The 20,775-nt window shown below is 68.9% G+C and carries 20 protein-coding genes; 6 read left to right on the top strand and 14 right to left on the bottom strand.

The genetic code is table 11. The features are described from left to right. Positions 1 to 90: 90 nt before the first annotated feature. From FPZ11_RS19410 to FPZ11_RS18560, 3 genes are all read right to left on the bottom strand, one after another. Entirely contained in the window at positions 91 to 237 is a 147-nt protein-coding gene (locus FPZ11_RS19410) for a hypothetical protein (protein ID WP_168203916.1), read from the bottom strand. A 244-nt stretch (positions 238 to 481) separates the two neighbouring features. After that, complete coding sequence (locus FPZ11_RS18565) at positions 482 to 730, bottom strand: zf-HC2 domain-containing protein (RefSeq protein ID WP_146322487.1); 249 nt, start codon at positions 728 to 730, stop codon at positions 482 to 484. Further along, positions 727 to 1,383, bottom strand: a complete 657-nt coding sequence (locus tag FPZ11_RS18560) for a sigma-70 family RNA polymerase sigma factor (RefSeq protein ID WP_246846408.1) — start codon at positions 1,381 to 1,383, stop codon at positions 727 to 729. The genes FPZ11_RS18565 and FPZ11_RS18560 overlap by 4 nt, the downstream gene beginning before the upstream one ends. A gap of 190 nt (positions 1,384 to 1,573) precedes the next feature. On the opposite strand from FPZ11_RS18560, the gene aroA reads away from it, so the two are divergent. The 3 genes from aroA (at position 1,574) to bcp (ending at position 4,741) form a co-directional block, all read left to right on the top strand. Then, positions 1,574 to 2,953, top strand: coding sequence for a 3-phosphoshikimate 1-carboxyvinyltransferase (gene aroA, locus FPZ11_RS18555; protein WP_146322486.1), 1,380 nt, complete (start codon positions 1,574 to 1,576; stop codon positions 2,951 to 2,953). Positions 2,954 to 2,969: 16 nt separating this feature from the next. Then, positions 2,970 to 4,040, top strand: a complete 1,071-nt coding sequence (gene rsgA, locus FPZ11_RS18550) for a ribosome small subunit-dependent GTPase A (RefSeq protein ID WP_146322485.1) — start codon at positions 2,970 to 2,972, stop codon at positions 4,038 to 4,040. Between the two features lie 215 nt (positions 4,041 to 4,255). Beyond that, complete coding sequence (gene bcp, locus FPZ11_RS18545) at positions 4,256 to 4,741, top strand: thioredoxin-dependent thiol peroxidase (RefSeq protein WP_146322484.1); 486 nt, start codon at positions 4,256 to 4,258, stop codon at positions 4,739 to 4,741. A gap of 66 nt (positions 4,742 to 4,807) precedes the next feature. Here the strand turns inward: bcp and FPZ11_RS18540 are convergent, their stop codons facing one another. Next, positions 4,808 to 5,218, bottom strand: coding sequence for a hypothetical protein (locus FPZ11_RS18540; RefSeq protein WP_146322483.1), 411 nt, complete (start codon positions 5,216 to 5,218; stop codon positions 4,808 to 4,810). Between the two features lie 330 nt (positions 5,219 to 5,548). Here FPZ11_RS18540 and FPZ11_RS18535 point away from each other — a divergent pair, with 330 nt between their 5' ends. Beyond that, positions 5,549 to 5,797: a WhiB family transcriptional regulator gene (locus FPZ11_RS18535; protein ID WP_146322482.1), complete on the top strand. Its 249-nt coding sequence runs from the start codon at positions 5,549 to 5,551 to the stop codon at positions 5,795 to 5,797. 121 nt (positions 5,798 to 5,918) lie between these two features. Here FPZ11_RS18535 and FPZ11_RS18530 read toward each other — a convergent pair whose 3' ends face one another. From FPZ11_RS18530 to FPZ11_RS18520, 3 genes are all read right to left on the bottom strand, one after another. Further along, positions 5,919 to 7,409, bottom strand: coding sequence for a sensor histidine kinase (locus tag FPZ11_RS18530; protein WP_146322481.1), 1,491 nt, complete (start codon positions 7,407 to 7,409; stop codon positions 5,919 to 5,921). 98 nt (positions 7,410 to 7,507) lie between these two features. Further along, a complete protein-coding gene (locus tag FPZ11_RS18525; protein WP_146322480.1) occupies positions 7,508 to 8,761 on the bottom strand; it encodes a nucleotide-binding protein in 1,254 nt (417 codons plus the stop codon). After that, positions 8,758 to 9,513 carry a hypothetical protein gene (locus FPZ11_RS18520; protein WP_146322479.1) on the bottom strand — a complete coding sequence of 252 codons (756 nt, stop codon included), beginning with the start codon at positions 9,511 to 9,513 and terminating at the stop codon, positions 8,758 to 8,760. Before FPZ11_RS18520 ends, FPZ11_RS18525 begins: the two co-directional genes overlap by 4 nt. 139 nt (positions 9,514 to 9,652) lie before the next feature. Between FPZ11_RS18520 and FPZ11_RS18515 the strand changes: the two genes are divergently transcribed. Further along, positions 9,653 to 9,940, top strand: coding sequence for a helix-turn-helix domain-containing protein (locus tag FPZ11_RS18515; RefSeq protein ID WP_146322478.1), 288 nt, complete (start codon positions 9,653 to 9,655; stop codon positions 9,938 to 9,940). Between the two features lie 77 nt (positions 9,941 to 10,017). Here FPZ11_RS18515 and FPZ11_RS18510 read toward each other — a convergent pair whose 3' ends face one another. Further along, positions 10,018 to 10,653 carry a hypothetical protein gene (locus FPZ11_RS18510; protein WP_146322477.1) on the bottom strand — a complete coding sequence of 212 codons (636 nt, stop codon included), beginning with the start codon at positions 10,651 to 10,653 and terminating at the stop codon, positions 10,018 to 10,020. Between the two features lie 165 nt (positions 10,654 to 10,818). On the opposite strand from FPZ11_RS18510, the gene FPZ11_RS18505 reads away from it, so the two are divergent. Next, entirely contained in the window at positions 10,819 to 11,322 is a 504-nt protein-coding gene (locus FPZ11_RS18505; protein WP_146322476.1) for an Rv3235 family protein, read from the top strand. A gap of 169 nt (positions 11,323 to 11,491) precedes the next feature. Here the strand turns inward: FPZ11_RS18505 and secA are convergent, their stop codons facing one another. The 6 genes from secA to mtrA all read right to left on the bottom strand — a co-directional run bounded on the left by secA (position 11,492) and on the right by mtrA (position 20,601). Continuing rightward, positions 11,492 to 14,311, bottom strand: a complete 2,820-nt coding sequence (gene secA / locus FPZ11_RS18500; protein ID WP_146322475.1) for a preprotein translocase subunit SecA — start codon at positions 14,309 to 14,311, stop codon at positions 11,492 to 11,494. Positions 14,312 to 14,536: 225 nt separating this feature from the next. Continuing rightward, entirely contained in the window at positions 14,537 to 15,238 is a 702-nt protein-coding gene (hpf, locus tag FPZ11_RS18495) for a ribosome hibernation-promoting factor, HPF/YfiA family (protein WP_146322474.1), read from the bottom strand. A gap of 191 nt (positions 15,239 to 15,429) precedes the next feature. Continuing rightward, the gene (locus FPZ11_RS18490; RefSeq protein WP_146322473.1) at positions 15,430 to 16,164 is read right to left on the bottom strand and encodes a ComF family protein; all 735 of its coding nucleotides are present in this window, start codon (positions 16,162 to 16,164) and stop codon (positions 15,430 to 15,432) included. 244 nt (positions 16,165 to 16,408) lie between these two features. After that, on the bottom strand, positions 16,409 to 18,100 hold the full coding sequence (locus tag FPZ11_RS18485; protein ID WP_146322472.1) for an LpqB family beta-propeller domain-containing protein: 1,692 nt from the start codon (positions 18,098 to 18,100) through the stop codon (positions 16,409 to 16,411). 47 nt (positions 18,101 to 18,147) lie between these two features. Further along, positions 18,148 to 19,905 carry an MtrAB system histidine kinase MtrB gene (gene mtrB, locus FPZ11_RS18480; protein WP_210415918.1) on the bottom strand — a complete coding sequence of 586 codons (1,758 nt, stop codon included), beginning with the start codon at positions 19,903 to 19,905 and terminating at the stop codon, positions 18,148 to 18,150. 12 nt (positions 19,906 to 19,917) lie between these two features. Continuing rightward, positions 19,918 to 20,601 carry an MtrAB system response regulator MtrA gene (mtrA, locus tag FPZ11_RS18475; RefSeq protein WP_146322471.1) on the bottom strand — a complete coding sequence of 228 codons (684 nt, stop codon included), beginning with the start codon at positions 20,599 to 20,601 and terminating at the stop codon, positions 19,918 to 19,920. Between the last annotated feature and the right edge of the window lie 174 nt (positions 20,602 to 20,775).

The following is a 20,775-nucleotide window of genomic DNA, read 5'->3' as shown; positions in this document are numbered from 1 at the left end:
GGTGGTTGCGACGTCGTCGCGGCCACCCCTTCTCGCATCCTGCCTCGCATGTGAAGGACGATTCGCGACCCGCCAGTGACGGGCCAGGACTCACGGTCGGAAGTCGTCACGCGGACGCTCGTACAGCGTCGTGGCGTGCGGGTCTGCGCCTCGTCCACCGTTCATGGCGCCGCCCGCCTGCTTCAGAACGCCGCCGACCGACACCAGCAATCGTCCGATTGCCCGCAACACGACCATGTGCCAACGGTACGCCCGCAATCATCGAGCTATGAGTCAGCCATCCCGAGGACGCGACGCGCTCGCCATTCGGCGGCTCCGCCTGCGCAAAACCCACCGCCCGACCAGCCGACCGCGGCACGCCGGGCGGGGACCGGCACCACCCCACAACGCAACACGCCCCACAAGGCGGCGGCTCCGCCGGCGCCGAACCCACCACCCGAGCATCCGACCGCGGCACGCCGGGCGGGGACCGGCGTGCACATCAGCTCAGGTGCGTCGCCTGGATGCTCCGCAGCTGCGTCAGCACCTGCACCCTCAGCTCCTCGGGAGCCGTCTCCTTGCACGCCCGCTGCACGACCTCCGTCAGCACGATGCCGACATGCACTTCGCTCTCGCAGTCCGGGCAGTTCGCCAGGTGCTCTCTGATGTCCGCAGCATCGTCGGCCTGCAACTCGTTGTGCAGGTATTCTTCGAGGTCCTTCTTGGCTTTGGTGCAGCCGCAGTCGGTCATCTGGTGCTCCCGGTGTCTTGCGCGACACGGCTTCCGCGGGTGCCGGCGACGGATTCTCCGTCGGCCTTCTGCACCGCGCTCAGCCCGCGCTCGCGCGCGTAGTCGGTCAGCAGCTCGCGAAGCATCCGCCTGCCACGGTGCAGACGGCTCATCACGGTGCCGATCGGGGTCTTCATGATGTCGGCGATCTCCTGATAGGAGAAGCCCTCGACGTCGGCCAGATACACGGCCAGCCGGAAGTCTTCGGGAATCGACTGCAACGCGTTCTTCACGTCGGAGTCGGGCAGATGGTCGATCGCCTCGGCCTCGGCCGAGCGCGTGATCGTCGAGGTGGTCGACGCGGCGCCACCGAGCTGCCAGTCCTCGAGGTCGTCGATCGCGTTCTGGTACGGCTCGCGCTGCTTCTTGCGATACGTGTTGATGAACGTGTTCGTGAGGATGCGGTACAGCCAGGCCTTCAGGTTCGTGCCCTGCTTGAACTGCCCGAATGCCGCATACGCCTTGACGAACGTCTCTTGAACGAGGTCTTGGGCGTCGGCGGGGTTGCGCGTCATGCGCAGCGCCGCTGCGTACAGCTGGTCCATGAACGGGAGCGCCTGCTCCTCGAACAGTGCGGCCGGATTCTTGGCCGGTTCCTCGAGTGGGGTCGACATCACGGCCCAGTCTAAGACGGGCTCGTGCGTCGGAGCCGGGAGAGGCATCCATGCGGCCCCCCGTGTTCCGTGCGCTTTCGGGTCGCGCGTGGAGCAGAGAGCCGGTGCGGGGTGCGTCGAGCAGCGCCTGGGCCATTCGCACACTCCTCTCCGCGCCGGAACTCACCGGGATCGTTACTCTTGACAAGCGATGCTGATCTCGAAATATTCCGCTCCGGACTTCGACCCGTACGGCGACCAGGCCCCCGAGGAGCCGGATGCCCTCTGGGCGGCCCCGACGGCCGTCGCGCCCCTGCGCGCCCGCCTCGGGCTGCCGGGGTCGAAGTCGATCACGAACCGGGAACTCGTGCTCGCGGCCCTCGCGGACGGCCCGTCGCTGCTGCGCGCTCCTCTGCACTCGAAGGACAGCGCCAACATGGTCGGCGCGCTGCGTGCGCTCGGGGTGCGCATCGAGGAGCGCGAGGGATCCGGCGCCTTCGGCGCCGACTGGCTGGTGACGCCGGGCGAGCTCATCGGCAGCACGACCATCGACTGCGGGCAGGCGGGCACCGTGATGCGCTTCGTTCCCCCGGTTGCCGCGTTGGGGCTCGGACCGACCGTCTTCGACGCCGACGACTCCGCCCGCGGCCGCCCGATGGGCGGCATCGTCAACGCTCTTCGCGCCCTGGGCGTCGACATCGACGACGCGGGTCGCGGCGGGCTGCCGTTCACCGTGCACGGCACGGGACGCGTCGCCGGCGGCGCCATCGAGATCGATGCGTCGGCATCCAGCCAGTTCGTCTCCGCGCTGCTGCTCTCCGCGGCGAGCTTCGACGACGGCCTGCACCTCACGCACGTCGGCGAGCGACTGCCGAGCCTGCCGCACATCGAGATGACCATCGACGCTCTCGCGCAGCGCGGCGTCACCGTGCAGAGTCCGCGCGTCGGCGAATGGATCGTCGCGCCCGGCGCGATCGCCGCACGCGACGTCGACATCGAACCCGATCTCTCCAACGCGGCGCCGTTCCTCGCGGCGGCGCTCGTCACGGGCGGCAGCGTGACGATCACGGGCTGGCCGGATGCCACCACGCAGGTGGGCGCGGATCTCGCGGGCATCCTCCCCGCGTTCGGCGCGACCGTGGAGCTGTCTGACGGGGCGCTGACCGTACGCGGCGGCGACGGCATCCACGGGTCCGACCTCGACCTCACCACGGGCGGCGAGCTGGCGCCGACGGTCGCCGGGCTCGCGGCTCTCGCTGACACGCCGAGCACCATCACGGGCATCGGCCACATCCGCCACCACGAGACGGACCGGCTCGCGGCACTCGTCGCCGAGATCAACGCGCTCGGCGGAGAGGCCGAGGAGCTCGACGACGGGCTGCGCATCACGCCTCGTCCGCTGCACGGTGGCGTCTGGCACAGCTACGACGACCACCGCATGTCGACCACCGGCGCCGTGATCGGTCTCGCCGTCGAAGGCGTGCAGGTCGAGAACGTCGAGGCGACGCACAAGACGCTGCCCCAGTTCACGACCCTGTGGCGCGATCTGGTCGCCGGCTCCTCCGGCACGCCGGACGCGATCGCGAGCTGACCGGGACGGCGGACGCGTGAGCTGGTGGGACACGGACGACGAAGACGAGCCGTACGACGAGTACGACGAGACGTCGGTGCGCGTGCGCCCCAATCCCAAGGGCAACCGACCGCGCACGAAGATGCGGCCAGACCATGACGATGCGGTGGTGGCACGGGTGCTCGGCGTCGATCGCGGTCGCTACACGGTGCTCGTCGACGAGAACACGGCCGACGAGCATGAGGCCATCGCGGCCAGGGCGAGCGAGCTGCGCAGACAGGCGGTCGTCACGGGCGACCGCGTCGACCTCGTCGGAGACGCCAGCGGCGACGAGGGCACGCTGGCACGCATCGTGCGCATCCGTGAGCGCAGCACCCTGCTGCGCCGCAGCGCAGACGACACGGACGCCGTCGAGCGCGTCATCGTGGCCAACGCAGATCAGATGCTCATCGTTGTCGCGGCCGCCAACCCGGAGCCCCGCACCCGCCTCGTCGACCGCTATCTGGTGGCCGCCTACGACGCCGGCATCACGCCGCTGCTCTGCGTGACGAAGACAGACCTCGCCGACCCTGCACCGTTCCTGGCGAACTTCGCCGGACTCGATCTGCCGGTGTTCCTCAGCACAACGGGCGCGGGCGGCGATCACGCCGACGCGGTGGACGGCATCCCGCTCGACGAGCTCTTCCACGCCCTCGCCGGCCACGACACCGTGGCCGTCGGGCACTCCGGAGTGGGCAAGTCCACGCTCGTGAACGCGCTCGTGCCCGACGCGCATCGCGCCACCGGGCACGTCAACGAGGTCACCGGGCGCGGCAGGCACACCTCGTCGTCGACGATCTCGCTGAGGCTGCGCACGCCCTATGGCGACGGCTGGATCATCGACACGCCTGGCGTGCGCTCCTTCGGGCTCGGACACGTCGACCGGGCGAACATCCTCAAGGCCTTCACCGACCTCGCGGCGATCGCCGAGAACTGTCCGCGCGGCTGCACGCATCTGCCCGACGCCCCCGACTGCGCGATCATCGAGGCGGTGGATGCCGGTGAGCTCGGCGAGCTGGGCCCGGCGCGCCTCGACTCCCTGCAGCGCCTGCTCGCCACCTTCGCCTGACCGCCCGGACGCCCTCGGCGCGGGGAACCCCGCCCTACCGACCGCTCCGCCCGCGCTTCCCGTGTGCCTTCGCGTCGTCCTCGGATCCTGCCCCCTTCCGCCCGGTTCCGCTGTCCCTGCGCGTCGCCTTCAGCGAGTTGGGCGACACAACGGGACAGCGGAACAGAAGACGGGGGCGGAAGCCGGCGGCGGACCGCTCGGCTAGCGTGGATGCCATGAGCGACACCACTGCGACCCGCCTCGCCGCGGGCGACACGGCCCCCGACTTCACGCTGCTCGACCAGGACGGCAACGAGGTGTCGTTGCACGACTACGCCGGTCGCGACGTCATCGTCTACTTCTACCCGGCCGCCATGACGCCGGGCTGCACCAAGGAGGCCTGCGACTTCCGCGACAACCTCAACTCGCTGGCTTCCGCGGGCTACCAGGTGCTGGGCATCTCGAAGGACGCCCCTGCGAAGCTCGCCGAGTTCCGCGACCGCGACAACTTGAACTTCCCGCTGCTGTCCGACGTCGACCTGGCCGTGCACAAGAGCTACGGCGCGTACGGCGAGAAGTCGCTCTACGGCAAGCTGATCACCGGTGTGCTGCGCTCGACATTCGTCGTGAACGGCGACGGAGGCATCCGGCTCGCGCTCTACAACGTGAAGGCCACGGGGCACGTCGCCTCGCTGCGCAAGAAGCTCGGGCTGGCCGCCTGAGCGCTGCCGTGCTCTGCCGGTGGGCGCCGGCTCTGCCCGCGACCGCGCGATCCGAGGCAGCCGAGGTCACGTGGACGGCGTCGCGTCGTTGTGGTCCGACTCCGTCTCGGATTCCAGCCGCTGCGCGGTCGCCCTCGTCACCGAGGGCATGACCACCAGGGCGATGCCGACGATGCCGATCAGAAGCAGCCACCAGCCCGCCTGAGGAACCGCCGTGATGCCGGTGAAGCATCCGAAGGCCACCGCGATCACCAGCAGGTGCCAGGTGATGCTGGATGCCCGCATCCACGGCTGCCTGCGCGCCGCAGCCACCGTGGTGAGCACGATCCACACCGCGCACAGCACCGCGATCACGAGCAGCGCGATGCCGCTTCCGGTGTCGGATGCACCGGCCACCACGGCCTGCACGATGAGCCAGATCACGAGCACGATCACCCCGACGGTCTCGAGGGCGAGAAGGCCGATCAGGCATCCCAAGAGCGCCGGAAATGACTTTTCGGGCCGGTCAACCCCGCTATCGGGCCGATGTTTCCGATCTGTGTTCACAGCGTTATCCCATTCGAAACTCTTGATTTGGCACTACCAGTATGCGAGCATTTCTGGGTCGAGTTGTCGCTCACGGGGTGGTGGGCAGGTGTCCGTCTCAGAGGTACTCAGTCCACCAAGCACAGCGGTTCCCAGTGAATCGTGCACGGTTGGAATCGGTTCCGTGGGGTCGGTCTCCTTTCCAGCTCGGCGCTTACCCGAATCTTGGCCGATCGGCCATGCCTCGCGTCGAATGACGCACGCAATAAAAGGAGCACCCTCATGGATTGGCGCGACAAAGCCGCCTGCCTGACAGCCGACCCGGAACTCTTCTTCCCGGTGGGCAACACGGGACCGGCTGTCGAGCAGATCGAGAAGGCGAAAGCCGTCTGCGCACGGTGCACCGTGACCGAGACCTGCCTGCAGTACGCCCTAGAGACCGGACAGGACTCGGGCGTGTGGGGCGGCCTCTCCGAAGACGAGCGTCGCGCGCTCAAGCGCCGCGCCGCCCGCGCCCGCCGCGCCTCCTGACAGCGAGCCGCAACTCGAGTCCGTTCCTGACGTTCGTTCCCGTTCCGGACGTTCGCGTCCATCCCGGCGGGCGCACGTGTCCGGAACGGAAACACGTCGCTGGGCCGCAGCAACCCGGCCGCTACGCCTTGCGCAGGTAGCGCAGCGGCACCTCGATGGTCACCTCGGTTCCGGTGCCGACCATGGTGTGCCAGTCGATCGTTCCGCTGAGCTCGCCCTGGATGAGCGTGCGCACGATCTGCGTGCCGAGGCCGTCACCGACCTTGCCCTCCGGCAGGCCGGAACCGTTGTCCTTCACCTTGACGGTGAGCTTGTCGGGCGAACGGTTCGCGATGATCTCGACCTCACCGGAGCGCCCCGCCAGCCCATGCTCGACCGCGTTCGTGACCAGCTCGGTCAGCGCGAGCGCGAGCGGGGTGGCGTATTCGCTCGGCAGTTCCCCGAAGCTGCCGCTCGACTTCGGATGCGCCGTCGTGTTGTGCGCGCTCGCCACCTCGGCCACCAGCAGCAGCACCCGGTCGAAGACGTCGTCGAAATCGACGATCTGCGCCAGCCCCTCCGACAGCGTGTCGTGCACGACCGCGATCGCCGCGACCCGACGCATCGCCTGTCCGAGCGCCTCGCGGGCCTCCTCGGAGTGCGTGCGACGAGCCTGGATGCGCAGCAGCGACGCGACGGTCTGCAGGTTGTTCTTCACCCGGTGGTGGATCTCGCGAATGGTCGCGTCTTTGGTGATGAGCTCCTGCTCCTGGTGCCGCATCTCGGTCACGTCGCGACAGAGCACGATCGCACCCGTGCGTTCGCCGTGCGTGCGGATCGGGATGGTGCGAAGCGACACGGTCACGCCGCGCGCCTCGATGTCGGTGCGCCACGGAGCCCGGCCCGTGACGACCAACGGCAGCGACTCGTCGACGACGGCGTTGCCCATGAGCAACCGCGTGGTCACCTCGGCCAACGACTCCCCCTCGAGTTCGTCGGTGAAGCCCATGCGGTTGAACGCCGAGAGAGCGTTCGGACTCGCGAAGGTGGTCACTCCGTCGACGTCGAGCCGGATCAGACCGTCGGATGCCCTCGGCGCGCCCCTTCGCGGCCCCGACGGCGCACCAAGGTCGGGGAAGTCGCCCGTGGCGATCATGCCGAACAGGTCGTTCGCGCACGCGTTGAACGTGAGCTCCTGCCTGCTCGGCGTGCGCGCCTCGCTCAGGTTGGTGTGCCGCGTCATCACAGCGATCGGGTGAGGGGCGACGGCCGCACTGGATGCCGAGATGCGGCGGAAGACCGGAATCGCGCGCACCCGGGTGGGCATCTCCTCGTACCAGTCCGGAGCGTGCGAGTCGACGATCGTGCCCGTCTCGAACGCCTCGCTCGCCAGCGCCTTCCACTCGGCGCGGATCGGCTGGCCGACGAAGTCCCGGTAGAAGAGCGTGGCCGCGCTGGACGGACGGGAATGCGCCACCGCGATGAAGCCGTCGTCCGTCGGCACCCAGAGCACGATGTCCGCAAAGGCAAGATCTGCGAGCAACTGGCAGTCGCCGACCAGCAGATGCAGCCATTCGATGTCTTCGGGGGTCGAACGGCCGTGCGCGACGACGAGATCACTCAGGGTGGACATCGCTTCAGTCTAAAGAGGGCGACCGCACGCTCCGAACACGGCGCGAGGCATCCTCGCACCGCGGCGCCGCAGGAGGCATCCACGATCTATGCCGAGGGCTACGAGGCGGCTGCACGCTCCGCCACGGCTCGTCTGCGCGCGGATCCGCGGCGCCTGCCGTGCTGCGGCTCGGGCACGGGCGCGAGCTCGCGCTCGACGAACCGCCGCACGGCGGCGCGGGCAGGCGATGACGGTGCCACGTCGCGCAGAGTGCGACCCGTCAGCAGCGCAAGGTCGAAGCCGGCAGGGTCGTCAGGAATCAGCGTCGCGGCCTCGATCCCGCCGAACCTCGACAGCGTGGCGGCCACCTGCGCGAACGGGTTCGGCCCGACTGCGGATGCCCGCACCCTGTTCACGATCACGTGCGGTGCTCCCCCTGCCGCGTCGACGAGATCGCCCACCGAGCGCAGCAACCTGGACAACCCCACCGGGTCGGCGAGTCCGACGCCGATGACGTCGTCCGCGACACCCAGCGTCGACAACGTGGCCGCGTTGCGGCGCGGAGCGAAGAGGTCACTCGTGATCTCCTCGTCCGTCTCCAAACTGAAGCCCACGTCGACCACGGTGTAGTCGACCCAGGTGCGACACAGAGCGAGCACGTCGCGCACCCGGTCCGCCGTGAGCTCGGGCCACCGCGAGGCCCGTCCGATTCCGGTGAGCACCCAGAACGGCGCGCGCGGACTCGAATACCGCTGGGCGACGCGCTCCAGCTCGCCGAGCGTCAGCGACCCGGATGCCGCGAGCCGGCACGCCGCCGCGAACCCCGGGGCCTCGTCGAGCAGCCCGAGTGACGGCGCCGTCGCGCCTCCGTAGGGGTCCGCATCGGCGAGCGCCACCGTGTGTCCGAGCGAGGCGAGCTCGGCAGCGATCGCGATGGACAGGCTGGTGCGTCCGGGAGCGCCGGCAGGTCCCCAGACCGCGATCACGCGCGACGCGTCAGCGCCGCTCAGCGGGCCGCCGACCCGGCCGGGGACGGCGCGCACCCCGCGCAGCGATGGCTCGAGCGCCTCCCAGTCGGACGCGGCATCCAGCGCATCGTGCACGCCCAGCGAGAGCGCGTGTCGGCGTTCCGACTCGCTGGAGGCGAGCACCACGAGCCGTACGCCTGCACGGTCGCATGCCGCGACGACCTCGGCCGTGAGTCGCCCGTGGGAGCCACCGACCACGGCAACCTCGACCCGTTGCCCGGACAAGCCTGCGGTCAGCTCCCTGCCGTTGGCAGCACGCACCGTCACGAGGTGGCCGGACGCGGCGGCCTCCGCCGCCACCCGTTCCTGCAGTCGACGGTCGAGGCACAGGGCGACGGCACTCACTTGGTTCCGCCCGCGCCGTTGCCCGCGCCGCGGTCCGAGACTCCGTCGGGGGCGTTCCCCGCGCCACCCGAGGGCGCCGGCGTCGAGGCAGTGCTGCTTTCACCGCTCGACACGTCGTCGGCGGCCTCCGCATCGTCGTCGGGTCCCGCAGGCACGACGGAGAGCGCACGTCCGTCCGCGATCGCCTGCAGCACCGAGGCGACTCGCGAGCTGCGCACACGCACCTCGACCGACACGGATCCGCGATCGGTGACAAGTGAATCGTCCTTGACGACCGAGACGACGGTGGCGTCGGCCGCCAGCACCACGGGCGGTTCATAGTCTTTGTCCGACGCAGACCGCGCGGCCCACACGTCGACGACGGAACCCGTCGTGATCGAGGCGGCGAGCGGCCCCGACGCGGTGACGACCACGCTGGTGAGGCCCTCCCGCGCCGTGTCGCCGACGGCGGAGACGGGAACCAGCTCGCCCTTCGAGACGGTGCGGAGCACGACAGCCGAGCCGGGCATCCTGCCCACCGCGAGATAGCGATCGGATGCCGGCACCCTCACCTTCGCCACCGCTAGATCGTCTGCCGTGACGTGGTCGCCCAGCACGAGGGTGTCCCGTGCCACGTACACCTCGACCGTGCGGTTCTGCGCTGCCAGCAGCAGGCACACGCCCGTGACGGATGCCGCGATCAGCACGATCCCGATCACGAACCTGGGGTCGATCCACAAGCGTCTCGCCTTCGCATCCGGTGCGCTCGCCATCTCGTTCCTCGCCTTCATCGCCTGCACTGCCTCGCGACCATCACAGGCCGCATCCACCATCGTCGCGATCCTGAACAAGTCGTGAGAAAGTTCTCCACAGCGAAGAGTCGAACTGTCGGCTCGCGCCATAATCGAACGCATGACCGCCGATCGCCAGGACGATGTGACGCGCTTCCTGACGGTCGCCGACACGGCCGAGGTGCTCAACGTCGCCCCCTCCGATGTGGTCGGACTCATCGACACCGGAGAGCTGCCCGCCATCCGTGTCGGCCGCCCCGGTTCGTGGCGCATCGAGCGCGTGGAACTCGAGGCCTACATCGCGGCCATGTACGAGGAGACGCGCCGTCGCGCGCTCTTCGAGCAGTCCGACCTCGCCGCCATCCCGGAGCTCTCCGGCGGCCGGGTGATCTGGCCCGGCGAACGCTAGGTTCTCCTCGATGCACGGCGACGGCCCTCCTTGGGCCGTCCCGGGTTCACGTCGGCGCCCCGATCCGGTGATGCCGATCAGGCCATCCTGATCAAGACCAACGCCGACAGCGGAACGATGCGGAATCCCCGCACGTTGTCCGCGCGCCGCGGCAGCCCCGGCTCGTGCACGGCGAGATCGAGGTGGTCCCTCGCCACCCGATCGATCGTGCCGTGCACCATGCCGGCCTGCGTGCTCAACGTCACGCCGGCTCGACGCCGGGCGAGATCGCGAAGCGCGAACGCCAGCCCGAGGCGGTCGGCGAGACGGGGCGCGACATCGGCTCGCGAGGCATCCTCATCGAGCTCCGCCGCGAGGCTGTCTCGAAGCCGCTGCTCCTCGAGCACGACCGAGACGACGGCGTCGAGCGGAACGATCGCCCTGCCGGATGCACCGCCTCGCGCGCCCGAGCCGTCGAGCGCCGAGAGCGTCCCCGCCATCCAGTCCCGACCGAACGTCGACGCGATCAACCGCACGGTGCTGCCATCCCGAAGCCAGAGCGTCAGCGGATGGGCGCGGTCGTCGTCGAGACCGGATGCCGCCCGCAGCCGTCCGCGCAGCGACAGCCTGCCCAACCGCAGGCGCTCCTCCTCGACGCGAAGTCCGGCATCCTCGGCGTGCAACTCGTGTTCGAGCTGACCCTCGAGGTCGTCGAACAGCTCGTCCCATCGCACGAGAGGCGAGGGTAGCGCAGCGCAGCAGGTTGTTGTCGCGACTTGTCAACAGGGCACGAAAGCAGTGGACACCATTGTCTGCGCGCTGCTTGAGTGACTTGCCAAACACCCCCAAAGGCGGGGTATCCGGCCCGCCTACCCTTCTCGACCGCAGGGAGCAGCCCGATGAGTCCGGCCTCGACAGCTTCGTCCAGCAACGCGCCCCGCCACGGACTCCCGCCGTCAGCTCACGACGACGTTCCGCCTTCCGACGGGGCGACCGCCCGCGTGGCGGTGCGCCACGGGTTCGGCGACGAGTTCTTCATGGCGCAGCGAACGCAGCGTGCCGAGCTGCCCGACCCCGAGCCTTTGCTCATCAACCTGGCCAGAAGCATCCTCGAGGTGATCGCAGGAGCCCGCGATCTCGAACAGCTGAGCAGGTGGGTGACCGACGAGGTGTACAACACCTTGCTGCACCGCACCGTGCTCGCCGAACGGGCCAGGCGGGTGAAAGGCATCCCGGCCATGCGGCCCGCGCTCAGCGTGCTGAGCACCCATGTCTACGAGCCGCGCGACGGCATCGTCGAGGCCACCGTCATCGTGCGCACGCCCATTCGCGTGCGCGCCCTCGCCATTCGCCTCGAGGGTCTCGACCGGCGCTGGCGCGCGTCGGCGCTCAGCGTGCTGTGAGCGGCGTCGGCGCGCGCGGATGCTCCGCGCGCAACGCACCGTTATCGGCTCACTGAAACGGCGGTGTCCGCCACAGCGTCCGACAGCGCAGCGTCGGACTGCGTGGTGTCCGACAACACGGTGTCCGACGACGCAGACGCCGTCGGACACCGTGCCGGACTCGCCGCGATCAGTGGCGGCGGCGCTCCTGGGCGCGGCGCTCCGCGCGGTTCAACGGCGCCGCCTCGCCTGCGTCGTCCGAGCGCTGTCCGAACGAACCACGCGATGTGCTCTGCTGCTGCCGCGACGCGACCTCTTCCTGCTGGGCCGCGAGCTGTCGACGACGAGCACGCTCCGCGCGATCGGTCGCCGCGTTGTCGACCTGGCCGCGCTGGTTGCGCACCTCGACGCTGCCGTCGTCGCTCGGGGCCGAGTAGCTGAGTCGCTGCTGCTGGTTGTCCGCGGGGGCCAGCCCCTTGGCATCCACCTCGGTCACCTCGCCGGCGGCCTGGGTCACCTCGACCTCGAGGTTGTAGAGGAACCCGACGGACTCCTCGCGGATGGCGCCCATCATCTGCTGGTACATGGCGAAGCCCTCGCGCTGGTACTCGACCAGCGGGTCGCGCTGCGCCATGGCTCGCAGGCCGATGCCGTCCTTCAGGTAGTCCATCTCGTAGAGGTGATCGCGCCAGCGACGGTCGATCACCGACAACACGACGCGTCGCTCGAGCTCGCGCATCGCGGGAGCGCCCAGCTGCTCCTCCCTGCGCGAATAGGCGAGGCGGGCATCCGAGAGCACCTCCCGCTTCATGTACTCGCTGTTGACCCGGCCCTTGCTGCCCACCTCGGCCACGACCTCGTCGATCGTGATGCCGACCGGGTACAAGATCTTGAGGTCGGCCCAGAGCGCGTCGAGGTCCCAGTCATCGCTGGTCGTCTCTCCCGTGTGCTGCTCGATCACCTCGGTGATGACGTCTTCGAGGAACTTCTGCACGCGCTCGTGCAGGTCATCGCCCTCGAGGATGCGCCGGCGGTCGCTGTAGATCGCCTCGCGCTGACGGTTGAGCACGTCGTCGTACTTGAGCACGTTCTTGCGGATCTCGGCGTTGCGTGCCTCGACCTGCGACTGGGCGGAGCGGATGGCTCGGCTCACGACCTTGGACTCGATCGCCAGGTCGTCGGGCACGTTCCGCCTGCCCATGAGGCTCTCGGCGGCACCGGCGTTGAACAGTCGCATCAGATCGTCGGTCAGCGACAGGTAGAACCGGCTCTCGCCCGGGTCGCCCTGACGGCCGGAACGACCGCGCAGCTGGTTGTCGATACGGCGGGACTCGTGGCGCTCGGTGCCGAGCACGTACAGCCCGCCCACGTCGACGACCTTCTCCGCCTCATCGGCGACCGAGGACTTCACCTGCGCGTAGACGCCGTCCCACTCGGCCTCGTATTCCTCGGGAGTCTCGACCGGGCTGAGACCCCGCGCGTTGAGCTCGGCGACGGCGATGAACTCGGCGTTGCCGCCGAGCATGATGTCGGTACCACGACCGGCCATATTGGTGGCGACGGTGACGGCGCCCAGCCGCCCGGCCTGCGCGATGATCGCGGCCTCACGCGCGTGGTTCTTCGCGTTCAGCACCTCGTGCCGCACGCCCTTCTTGGCCAGCAGTCGCGAGAGGTATTCGCTCTTCTCGACGCTCGTCGTGCCGACGAGCACGGGCTGGCCCTTCGCGTGACGCTCGACGATGTCTTCGACCACCTGGTTGAACTTGGCCTCCTCGTTCTTGTAGACGAGGTCGGGCATGTCCATGCGGATCATCGGCTTGTTCGTCGGAATGACCACGACGCCGATCTTGTAGGTCGACATGAACTCGGAAGCCTCGGTCTCGGCGGTGCCCGTCATGCCGGAGAGCTTGTTGTAGAGGCGGAAGTAGTTCTGCAGGGTGACGGTGGCCAGTGTCTGGTTCTCGGCCTTGACGGGCACGCCCTCCTTGGCCTCGATCGCCTGGTGGATGCCCTCGTTGTAGCGGCGCCCCATGAGGATGCGGCCGGTGTGCTCGTCGACGATGAGCACCTCGTCGTTCATCACGACGTAGTCCTTGTCGCGCTTGAACAGCGCGTTGGCCTTGATCGCGTTGTTGAGGAACGAGATGAGCGGCGTGTTGGCCGACTCGTAGAGGTTGTCGATGCCGAGATAGTCCTCGACCTTCTCGATGCCCGGCTCGAGCACGCCCACCGTGCGCTTCTTCTCGTCGACCTCGTAGTCGACCTCCGGCTCGAGACGCGTCGCCAGCCTGGCGAACTCGTTGAACCAACGGTTCGCCTCACCGCTCGAAGGACCAGAGATGATCAGCGGCGTGCGGGCCTCGTCGATGAGGATCGAGTCGACCTCGTCGACGATCGCGAAGAAGTGGCCCCGCTGCACCATGTCGGACGCCTGCCATGCCATGTTGTCACGCAGGTAATCGAAGCCGAACTCATTGTTGGTGCCGTACGTGATGTCGGCCAGGTACTGCTCGCGACGCTCGTCGGGTGTCTGTCCCGCGATGATCACGCCTGTCGTCATGCCCAGAGCCCGGAAGACACGACCCATCAACTCGCCCTGGTAGCTGGCCAGGTAGTCGTTCGTCGTGATGATGTGCACGCCACGACTGGCGATGGCGTTCAGGTAGGCGGCCGTCGTGGCGACCAGCGTCTTTCCCTCACCGGTCTTCATCTCGGCGATGTTGCCGAGGTGCAGCGCCGCGCCGCCCATGATCTGAACATCGAAGTGCCGCATGCCGAGCGTGCGCACCGACGCCTCGCGCACAGCGGCGAACGCCTCGGGAAGCAGGTCGTCGAGCGACTCGCCGTTGCCGTAGCGCTCGCGCAGCTCCGTCGTCTCGTTGCGTAGCTCCTCGTCGGTGAGAGCTTGGAAGTCTTCCTCGAGCGCGTTCACGGCGCGGGCATACGCCTCGAGCCGCCTGAGCGTGCGGCCTTCGCCGACACGCAGCACCTTTTCGAGAACTGAGGCCACTGATGCACTCCAAGTGGTTCGTGGGGATGCCGTCGGGCATCGTCGTCCCGGGTGGACGGGTTGCGTCTTGCGAGACGACAACGCCACCCATGTTACCGGCCTGTGACCTCCTCAGACCGGACACCTCCTGTGCGTGCCCGTTGCGGCAGAACGGCCCGTTCACGAACGACGCCGGGAGCCCTCGAACGGGCTTCCGGCGTCGTCACGAGTCGATGGCGGGTGCGCTCAGGCGCGACCCAGCCTCCTGGATGCCGTCGCCACCTCCTGCAGTTCCTCGGCATCCTCGTCGAGCGCGATCACGCCATAGTCCCAGCCCTTGCGGCGGTAGACCACCGACGGCCGGTTCGACTCCTCGTCGATGAAGAGATAGAAGTCGTGTCCGACGAGCTCCATGTAATAGAGCGCGTCGTCCACGGTCATCGGGACCGACGCGAAAACCTTCTTGCGGATGACCACGGGGCAGTACTCGTCCGACTCCTCGACCTCGGCCGCAGCCTCCGGCAGGGGGACGCTCCCCGTGCGCACCTGCTCGAGCACCGTGACGGCGGCGGGCGTGACATCCACCCGCCCGAGCCCCACCGTCGAGGCCTCGCGCACCGACGGCGGACGGTGCTGACCGCGATGGATCTTGCGGCGGTCTTTGGCGCGACGCACGCGCTCCAGCAACCGTCCGATCGCCAGGTCGAACGCCGCGTACTTGTCGGCGGCGGTCGCCTCGGCTCGAACGACGGGACCGGGGCCGATGAGCGTCAGCTCCACACGGTCGTCGCCGTTCTGACCTCCGGACTTCTCGTTGTGGCGGGAGACCTTGATCTCCAGCGAGAGGGCCCGCTCGGCGAGCGAGCCGACCTTGGCGGACTTCTCGGTCGCGTATTCGCGGAAGCGATCGGTGATGCCCACCCCGAGTCCGAAGATGTTGATTTCCATGGCGACCTCCGCTTCCGGTGCGGCCGTCACCCGTTCGGAAGGGCGGCTGGACCGGCACCTTTTCCCCTACCGTAGACCGGGGTCGGCGCATTGTCACCAGCCACATGCTGGGGGTCTGTTTCGTGTCGGATCGGTGAACGCTGGGTGTCGCGTCGCGGCGGCCCGTCCTCCCCCTGTCGGCGTCTGGGAAGTCAGCCCCGCACCACCGCGGTGGTCGCCGATGGATGCCTGCGCGGCGTACGCGCGAGCACCGCGGCACCGACCACCACCGCTCCGGCCTCGCGCAATGCGCGTCGCGCTTCGAGCAGCGTCGACCCCGTGGTGAGGATGTCGTCGACCAGCGCCACGCGCTCCCCCGCCACCCAGCGGCGTGCGGCGAGCCAGCCCGATCGATTGCGCTGACGAGAGACGGCCGAGAGGCCGACCTGGTCCGCCGCCCGGCGGCGGGCGAACAGGGCGCGCTCGGCTCGAAGCCCGCCGTGCGCCAACAGCAGGCCGACGGGTGTGAACCCGCGTTCGCGGAACGCGGCGCGCGACGACGGGATGGTCACGAGATGTACCGCATCGACGCTCGCTCCGGTTCGCGCCGCGAAGCCTTTCCGAGTCGGCCCCTGGCCCGCGGCGTCGAGCGCGTGCGCGACGGCTGCGGCCAGAGCGGGGGCGAGGTGGGGTGCGACATCCGTTCGTCCGCCGTCCTTGAACGACGCGAGAACGGAGCGCGGCACGCCGTCGTAGTCGAGCGCGAACGAGACGGCCAGATCATCAACCGTCGCGACGCCGACCGAGGGCGCGAGTGAGACTCGGCATTCGTCGCACACTCCTCGATCGGCACGGCCGCACCCCGCGCACGAGGTCGGCGACAGCACGGCGACGGCGTCGAGCAACGCGGCGCGCAGGGGACGCATGGCGAACAGGGCGGGCGGCATCCCTCGAGCATGCCCGGTGAGGAATCACCCGGCGACCGCCCGGCATGACTCGGGGAAAGATGCCTCGGCCCGGCCTGCGGGGACGCAGAGTGTGGAGGCGATGGCCGCGGGGATTTCGCACGCTCGGCGAGAGCACGTCGCACCCTCGGCGAAAGGGACACACACTCTCGAGGATTGGAAGTCGCACCGTCGAAGAAGGAAAGACACACTCTCGGCGTCAGGAGCGCGCACTCCGGGCGCGGGACTACGGCTTGCCCTGCTGTTGGCCGATCAGCTGCACGTTGTCGATGCGCTGCTGCCAGCCCGCACCTCGCGGCCACTGCAGCGACCCGTCGGAGGTGAGCACCCAGTAGTACGGTGCTGCTCCGACCGGTCCGATCGAGGCGCCCTTGCTGGGGCCGGGCTGCACGTCGGATCCGCCGCCGATCGTCTGCACATCGACCGAGGTGTCCCCGTGCGACGTGCTCGCCAGCGCAGCGACCGTGAGCTCGTCGAGCCAGGTCAGGGAGAGCGCCGTTCCTCCCGGCACCTGTCCGAGATCGATCGGCGACGAGATGCTCGTCGGCTTGCCGCTCGAGGAGCGCACGACACCGGCGACCATGATGTCGGTGCCTTCGTCGGTGTGCACGAGCGCGGCCAGCCTGGTGCCGTCTCGCGACATCGAGATGGCCAGCAACGATCGGGCATCCGCCCAGCCCGCCGTCAGGGTTTCGACGGTGCCCGACGGCCCGAGCACCACCAGGTCGCGCGGATCGCTCGACGTCGCGCTCCAGCCGTAACCGGCCGGATCGAGTGTCGGGGCGATCACGCCGGGCCGTGCGTCGATGTGCCTGGGCTGGTCCGCACTGGCGTCGACGAGCCAGTTGCCGCCGTCGCCCGACACCACGGCGGTGCGGTGGTCGGCGGAAAGCGTCACGGCACGAGGCTTGAGCGCCTCCACCATCGACGAGATGCCGGGGATCTCCGTGACGTTCGAGCCTGAGAGCAGACCGAACTTGCCCGCTCGCTCCACCAGCGCGTTGGTGTCGACGCTCGGGTCTTGGATCACCTGCGACGCCGCATCGTTGGACACCTGACGCGGCACCCCCTCGATGGAGATGCGCACATCGGTGATGCCGGCCACGGAGGCGAGGGACTGCGAGAGCTGCAGCTGCATGCGCGCGACGGTCGAGGCATCCACAGCGCCCGCCGTGCTGTTGAGGTCGACATCGGCCTGACCGCCCGTGACCGTCACCGAGTCGGACGTCAACTGCGACCCCTGCGGGAACGCGGTGACGTAGGCGCCGGCCAGCCACTTCGCCGGCCCGGCGACGAGCTCCTTCACGATGCGCGTCTGCAGGGACGCCGGCGCGTTGGGGAACCACCGCTGATCGGGCACGAGGTAGTTGAAGTCGGGGCTGAAGAAGTAGAGCGAGTGCGCCTCGAACACGTTCGGGAAGCGCGAACTGTCGATGATGACCCCGTTCGGCGCCTTCGAGATGCGCCACTGGCCGCCCTGTTTCACGAACGAGTACTGCTGCTGGATGTCGGTGGACGATTCCGCGGTGCGGTAGCTGCCGCCCGCGTCGACGAACGCCTCAGGGGTCAGCGTGAGCAGTTGCTTGTCCGTGCCCTCTGCGCTGTACTCGCGCTCCGATCCGGTGTCGACCGTGACAGAGGCATCCGGGTTCCACTTGCTGCGGAACCCCGTGGCGAGGAACTCTCGCGCCACGCCGTAGTCGCTCTGCGGTGACACCGCGGCCTGGATGAAGCCCTTGAGGATCTCCTCCTGCGTCGCCCCGTTCTGCGGCGCGCTCGGCAGGAAGTCCACCTGCCCGAGGCCGCTGTCCTGCTCGCTGATCGACCCGACCTCTTTGACCGCACTCGTGCGCGGAATCTGCGCGCACCCCGCCACGAGGGCGACGAGGGCCATCGCGATGACGGATGCCCGCAGCATCCCCCCGCGCCCCTTTCGCCGGCCCGCGGCCGCGTTCCGCCTCCCGCTCACGTCTTCACCGTCCCGTCGCGCGACTTCTCCCGCGGATCGTGGCGCCGTCCTTCGCCGCGCCGCCACGACCGACGTTCCTTCGCATCGCCTGCGCCCGCTCTCGCCGCCTCGGCCTGGCTGCGCTGCGAACCGATCAGCTCGCTGCCCACGGCGCGGCCCTCGACGTCGCGGGGGGCGTCGGACGGCGTCAGCGGAACGGGCGACGATTCGATCGGCTCCCCCGGCGTGCGCGGCAGCGTGAGCCTGAAGTTCGATCCCTCCCCCTGGCTCGACCAGACGTCGAGCCCGCCGTCGTGCTGCACCGCGTCTTCGAGCGAGATGGCCAGTCCGAGACCCGTGCCGCCGATCGTGCGTTTGCGCGACGGATCGGCACGCCAGAAGCGGTCGAAGACGTGCACGACCTCTGTGCCGTTCATGCCCAGTCCGTAGTCGCGCACCGACAGGGCGACGGCCGATTTGTTGCTGTCCACGGTGACGACGATCGGCTTGCCCTCGCCGTGCTCGATCGCGTTTCCGAGCAGGTTGCGCAGCACGCGACGCACGCGCCTCGCATCCATGTCGACCTCGAAATAGCCGCCAGGGGCATCCAGTCGCAGCTCCGAGCCCTTGGTCACGGCGAGCGGGCGCATGTCGTCGACGGCGTCTTCGGCGAGCCGCACCAGGTTGGTGGGCTCGAGCTCGAGCACGACCGATCCGGCGTCGTATCTGCTGATCTCGAGCAGGTCGGAGAGCAGGGTGTCGAAGCGTTCGATCTGCGTGTGCAGCAACTCGGCGGTGCGGGCCGTCGCAGGCGGAAAGTCCTCGCGCTGGTCGTAGATGACGTCACCGGCTAGCCGGATGGTGGTCAGCGGTGTTCGCAGCTCGTGCGACACGTCGCTGACGAAGCGCTGCTGCAACTGCGAGAGGGTGGCGAGCTGCGTGATCTGCCGTTGCAGGGCATCCGCCATGCCGTTGAATGAACGGGCGAGCGTGGCGAACGCGTCTTCGTTCGCGATCGGCATGCGCACTTCGAGATCGCCGTCGGCGAGCCGACGACTGGTCTGGGCCGCCACTCTGATGGGTGTGACCACGAGCCGCACCACGAGGAACGTGATGCCCGCGATGAGCAGCAGCAGCGCGATGCCGACGCCGAGCAGCGTGTGCTGCACGAACTGCAGGGTCTGCTCCGAGTCCGACAGGTCGTATCCGATGTAGAGCTCGTAGCGGCCGGAGCTGGGCAGCTCGAGCTGTGAGCCGACGACGATTCCCGGATGCGTCGCGCCGTTGGCCGCCGGCAGCGCCACCGATTGCGCGAACAGGGCGTGCGGCGACGACTCCACGGCCTTGCGAAGGTCGCCGCTGATCACATCGTTGCCGGAGCCGAACGTGGAGACGCCGACCGGAGCCCCCGGGTCGATGCCTTGGCCCGGCATGCGGAACGATGCGACGAGGCCGGTGGCCGTCGAGTTCTTGATGTCGCCGAACACCTGGAGAAAGAGGTTGTCGACGGCCTCGGGATCGGTGGCGTCCGAGGCGTCGAGCTTCTTCTGAGCGTCGACGGTCGCGCGCTGCGAGTCCTGGTTCGCCTGCGCGAGCCGCGACTGGTACAGGTCGTTGCCGACGACGAACGACACCACCAGGCCGGCCACCAGCACGGCCGCACCGGTGAGCGCCACAGTGATGAGCACGGTGCGGAACTGCAGCGACGTGCGCCAGACGTGCGCGAGACGGCCCGGCCACTCCCGCCACCGCCGCCAGTCGAGGCCGAGGAACACGGATGCCTTATCTCAGGGTGTCGCGCCGGCGCGGTACCCGACCCCGCGCACAGTCATCACGATCTTGGGGTTGTCGGGGTCGTCTTCGACCTTGGCCCGCAGCCGCTGCACGTGCACGTTCACGAGGCGGGTGTCCGCCTTGTAGTGGTAACCCCACACCTGCTCGAGCAGCATCTCGCGAGTGAAGACCTGCTGCGGCTTCGAGGCGAGGGCGATGAGCAGGTCGAACTCGAGCGGCGTGAGGTTGATGCGGGCGTCCCCGCGCCGCACCTCGTGCGCCGCCACGTCGATCTCGAGGTCGCCGACCCGCAACGCATCGGCTGCCGGGGCCGACGCCGACGGCCGCAGCCGGGTGCGGATGCGAGCGACCAGCTCCTTGGGGTTGAACGGCTTGACCATGTAGTCGTCCGCGCCGGATTCGAGGCCCTTGACGACATCCGCCGTGTCGGACTTGGCGGTGAGCATGATGATCGGCACGCCCGATTCGGCGCGGATGCGCGAGCACACCTCGATGCCGTCCATGCCCGGCAGCATGAGGTCGAGCAGGACCAGATCGGGTTTGCCCGCGTGGAAGGCGTCGATGGCGGTGGCTCCGTCGGCGCAGAAGCTCGGCTCGAAGCCCTCGGTGCGCAGCACGATGCCGATCATCTCGGCCAAAGCGGTGTCATCGTCGACGACCAGGATTCGCGCGTTCATGCCAGTTAAGGGTCCTGATTCCTCTTGAGCGCCCGTGGACGACGACCATCCGGGCGAGACCATGGCACAAGAGTAGTCGACCCTTGTCCGGCGTTCCCGGTCAGCTCGCGGCGCATGGCTCAGGGCGTGCCCGACGGCGCGGTCTATGCCAGGATTGTGGAACCTCGAACGGCA

Origin of the sequence: Humibacter ginsenosidimutans (assembly GCF_007859675.1) — a bacterium.
GTDB classification, from domain to species: domain Bacteria; phylum Actinomycetota; class Actinomycetes; order Actinomycetales; family Microbacteriaceae; genus Humibacter; species Humibacter ginsenosidimutans.
The sequence above is the reverse complement of the archived record's forward strand: the minus strand, read 5'-3'. Positions and strand labels throughout refer to the sequence as shown.

What these genes read in the sequence shown, in the direction of transcription:
- FPZ11_RS18485 (WP_146322472.1), bottom strand. Translation starts at nt 18,100, where the DNA reads ATGCTGCGGGCATCCGTCATCGCGATGGCCCTCGTCGCCCTCGTGGCG.
- aroA (WP_146322486.1), top strand. Translation starts at nt 1,574, where the DNA reads ATGCTGATCTCGAAATATTCCGCTCCGGACTTCGACCCGTACGGCGAC.
- FPZ11_RS18565 (WP_146322487.1), bottom strand. Translation starts at nt 730, where the DNA reads ATGACCGACTGCGGCTGCACCAAAGCCAAGAAGGACCTCGAAGAATAC.
- FPZ11_RS18535 (WP_146322482.1), top strand. Translation starts at nt 5,549, where the DNA reads ATGGATTGGCGCGACAAAGCCGCCTGCCTGACAGCCGACCCGGAACTC.
- FPZ11_RS18490 (WP_146322473.1), bottom strand. Translation starts at nt 16,164, where the DNA reads ATGCCGCCCGCCCTGTTCGCCATGCGTCCCCTGCGCGCCGCGTTGCTC.
- FPZ11_RS19410 (WP_168203916.1), bottom strand. Translation starts at nt 237, where the DNA reads ATGGTCGTGTTGCGGGCAATCGGACGATTGCTGGTGTCGGTCGGCGGC.
- FPZ11_RS18515 (WP_146322478.1), top strand. Translation starts at nt 9,653, where the DNA reads ATGACCGCCGATCGCCAGGACGATGTGACGCGCTTCCTGACGGTCGCC.
- mtrA (WP_146322471.1), bottom strand. Translation starts at nt 20,601, where the DNA reads ATGAACGCGCGAATCCTGGTCGTCGACGATGACACCGCTTTGGCCGAG.
- bcp (WP_146322484.1), top strand. Translation starts at nt 4,256, where the DNA reads ATGAGCGACACCACTGCGACCCGCCTCGCCGCGGGCGACACGGCCCCC.
- FPZ11_RS18505 (WP_146322476.1), top strand. Translation starts at nt 10,819, where the DNA reads ATGAGTCCGGCCTCGACAGCTTCGTCCAGCAACGCGCCCCGCCACGGA.
- FPZ11_RS18530 (WP_146322481.1), bottom strand. Translation starts at nt 7,409, where the DNA reads ATGTCCACCCTGAGTGATCTCGTCGTCGCGCACGGCCGTTCGACCCCC.
- FPZ11_RS18560 (WP_246846408.1), bottom strand. Translation starts at nt 1,383, where the DNA reads ATGTCGACCCCACTCGAGGAACCGGCCAAGAATCCGGCCGCACTGTTC.
- FPZ11_RS18520 (WP_146322479.1), bottom strand. Translation starts at nt 9,513, where the DNA reads ATGGCGAGCGCACCGGATGCGAAGGCGAGACGCTTGTGGATCGACCCC.
- hpf (WP_146322474.1), bottom strand. Translation starts at nt 15,238, where the DNA reads ATGGAAATCAACATCTTCGGACTCGGGGTGGGCATCACCGATCGCTTC.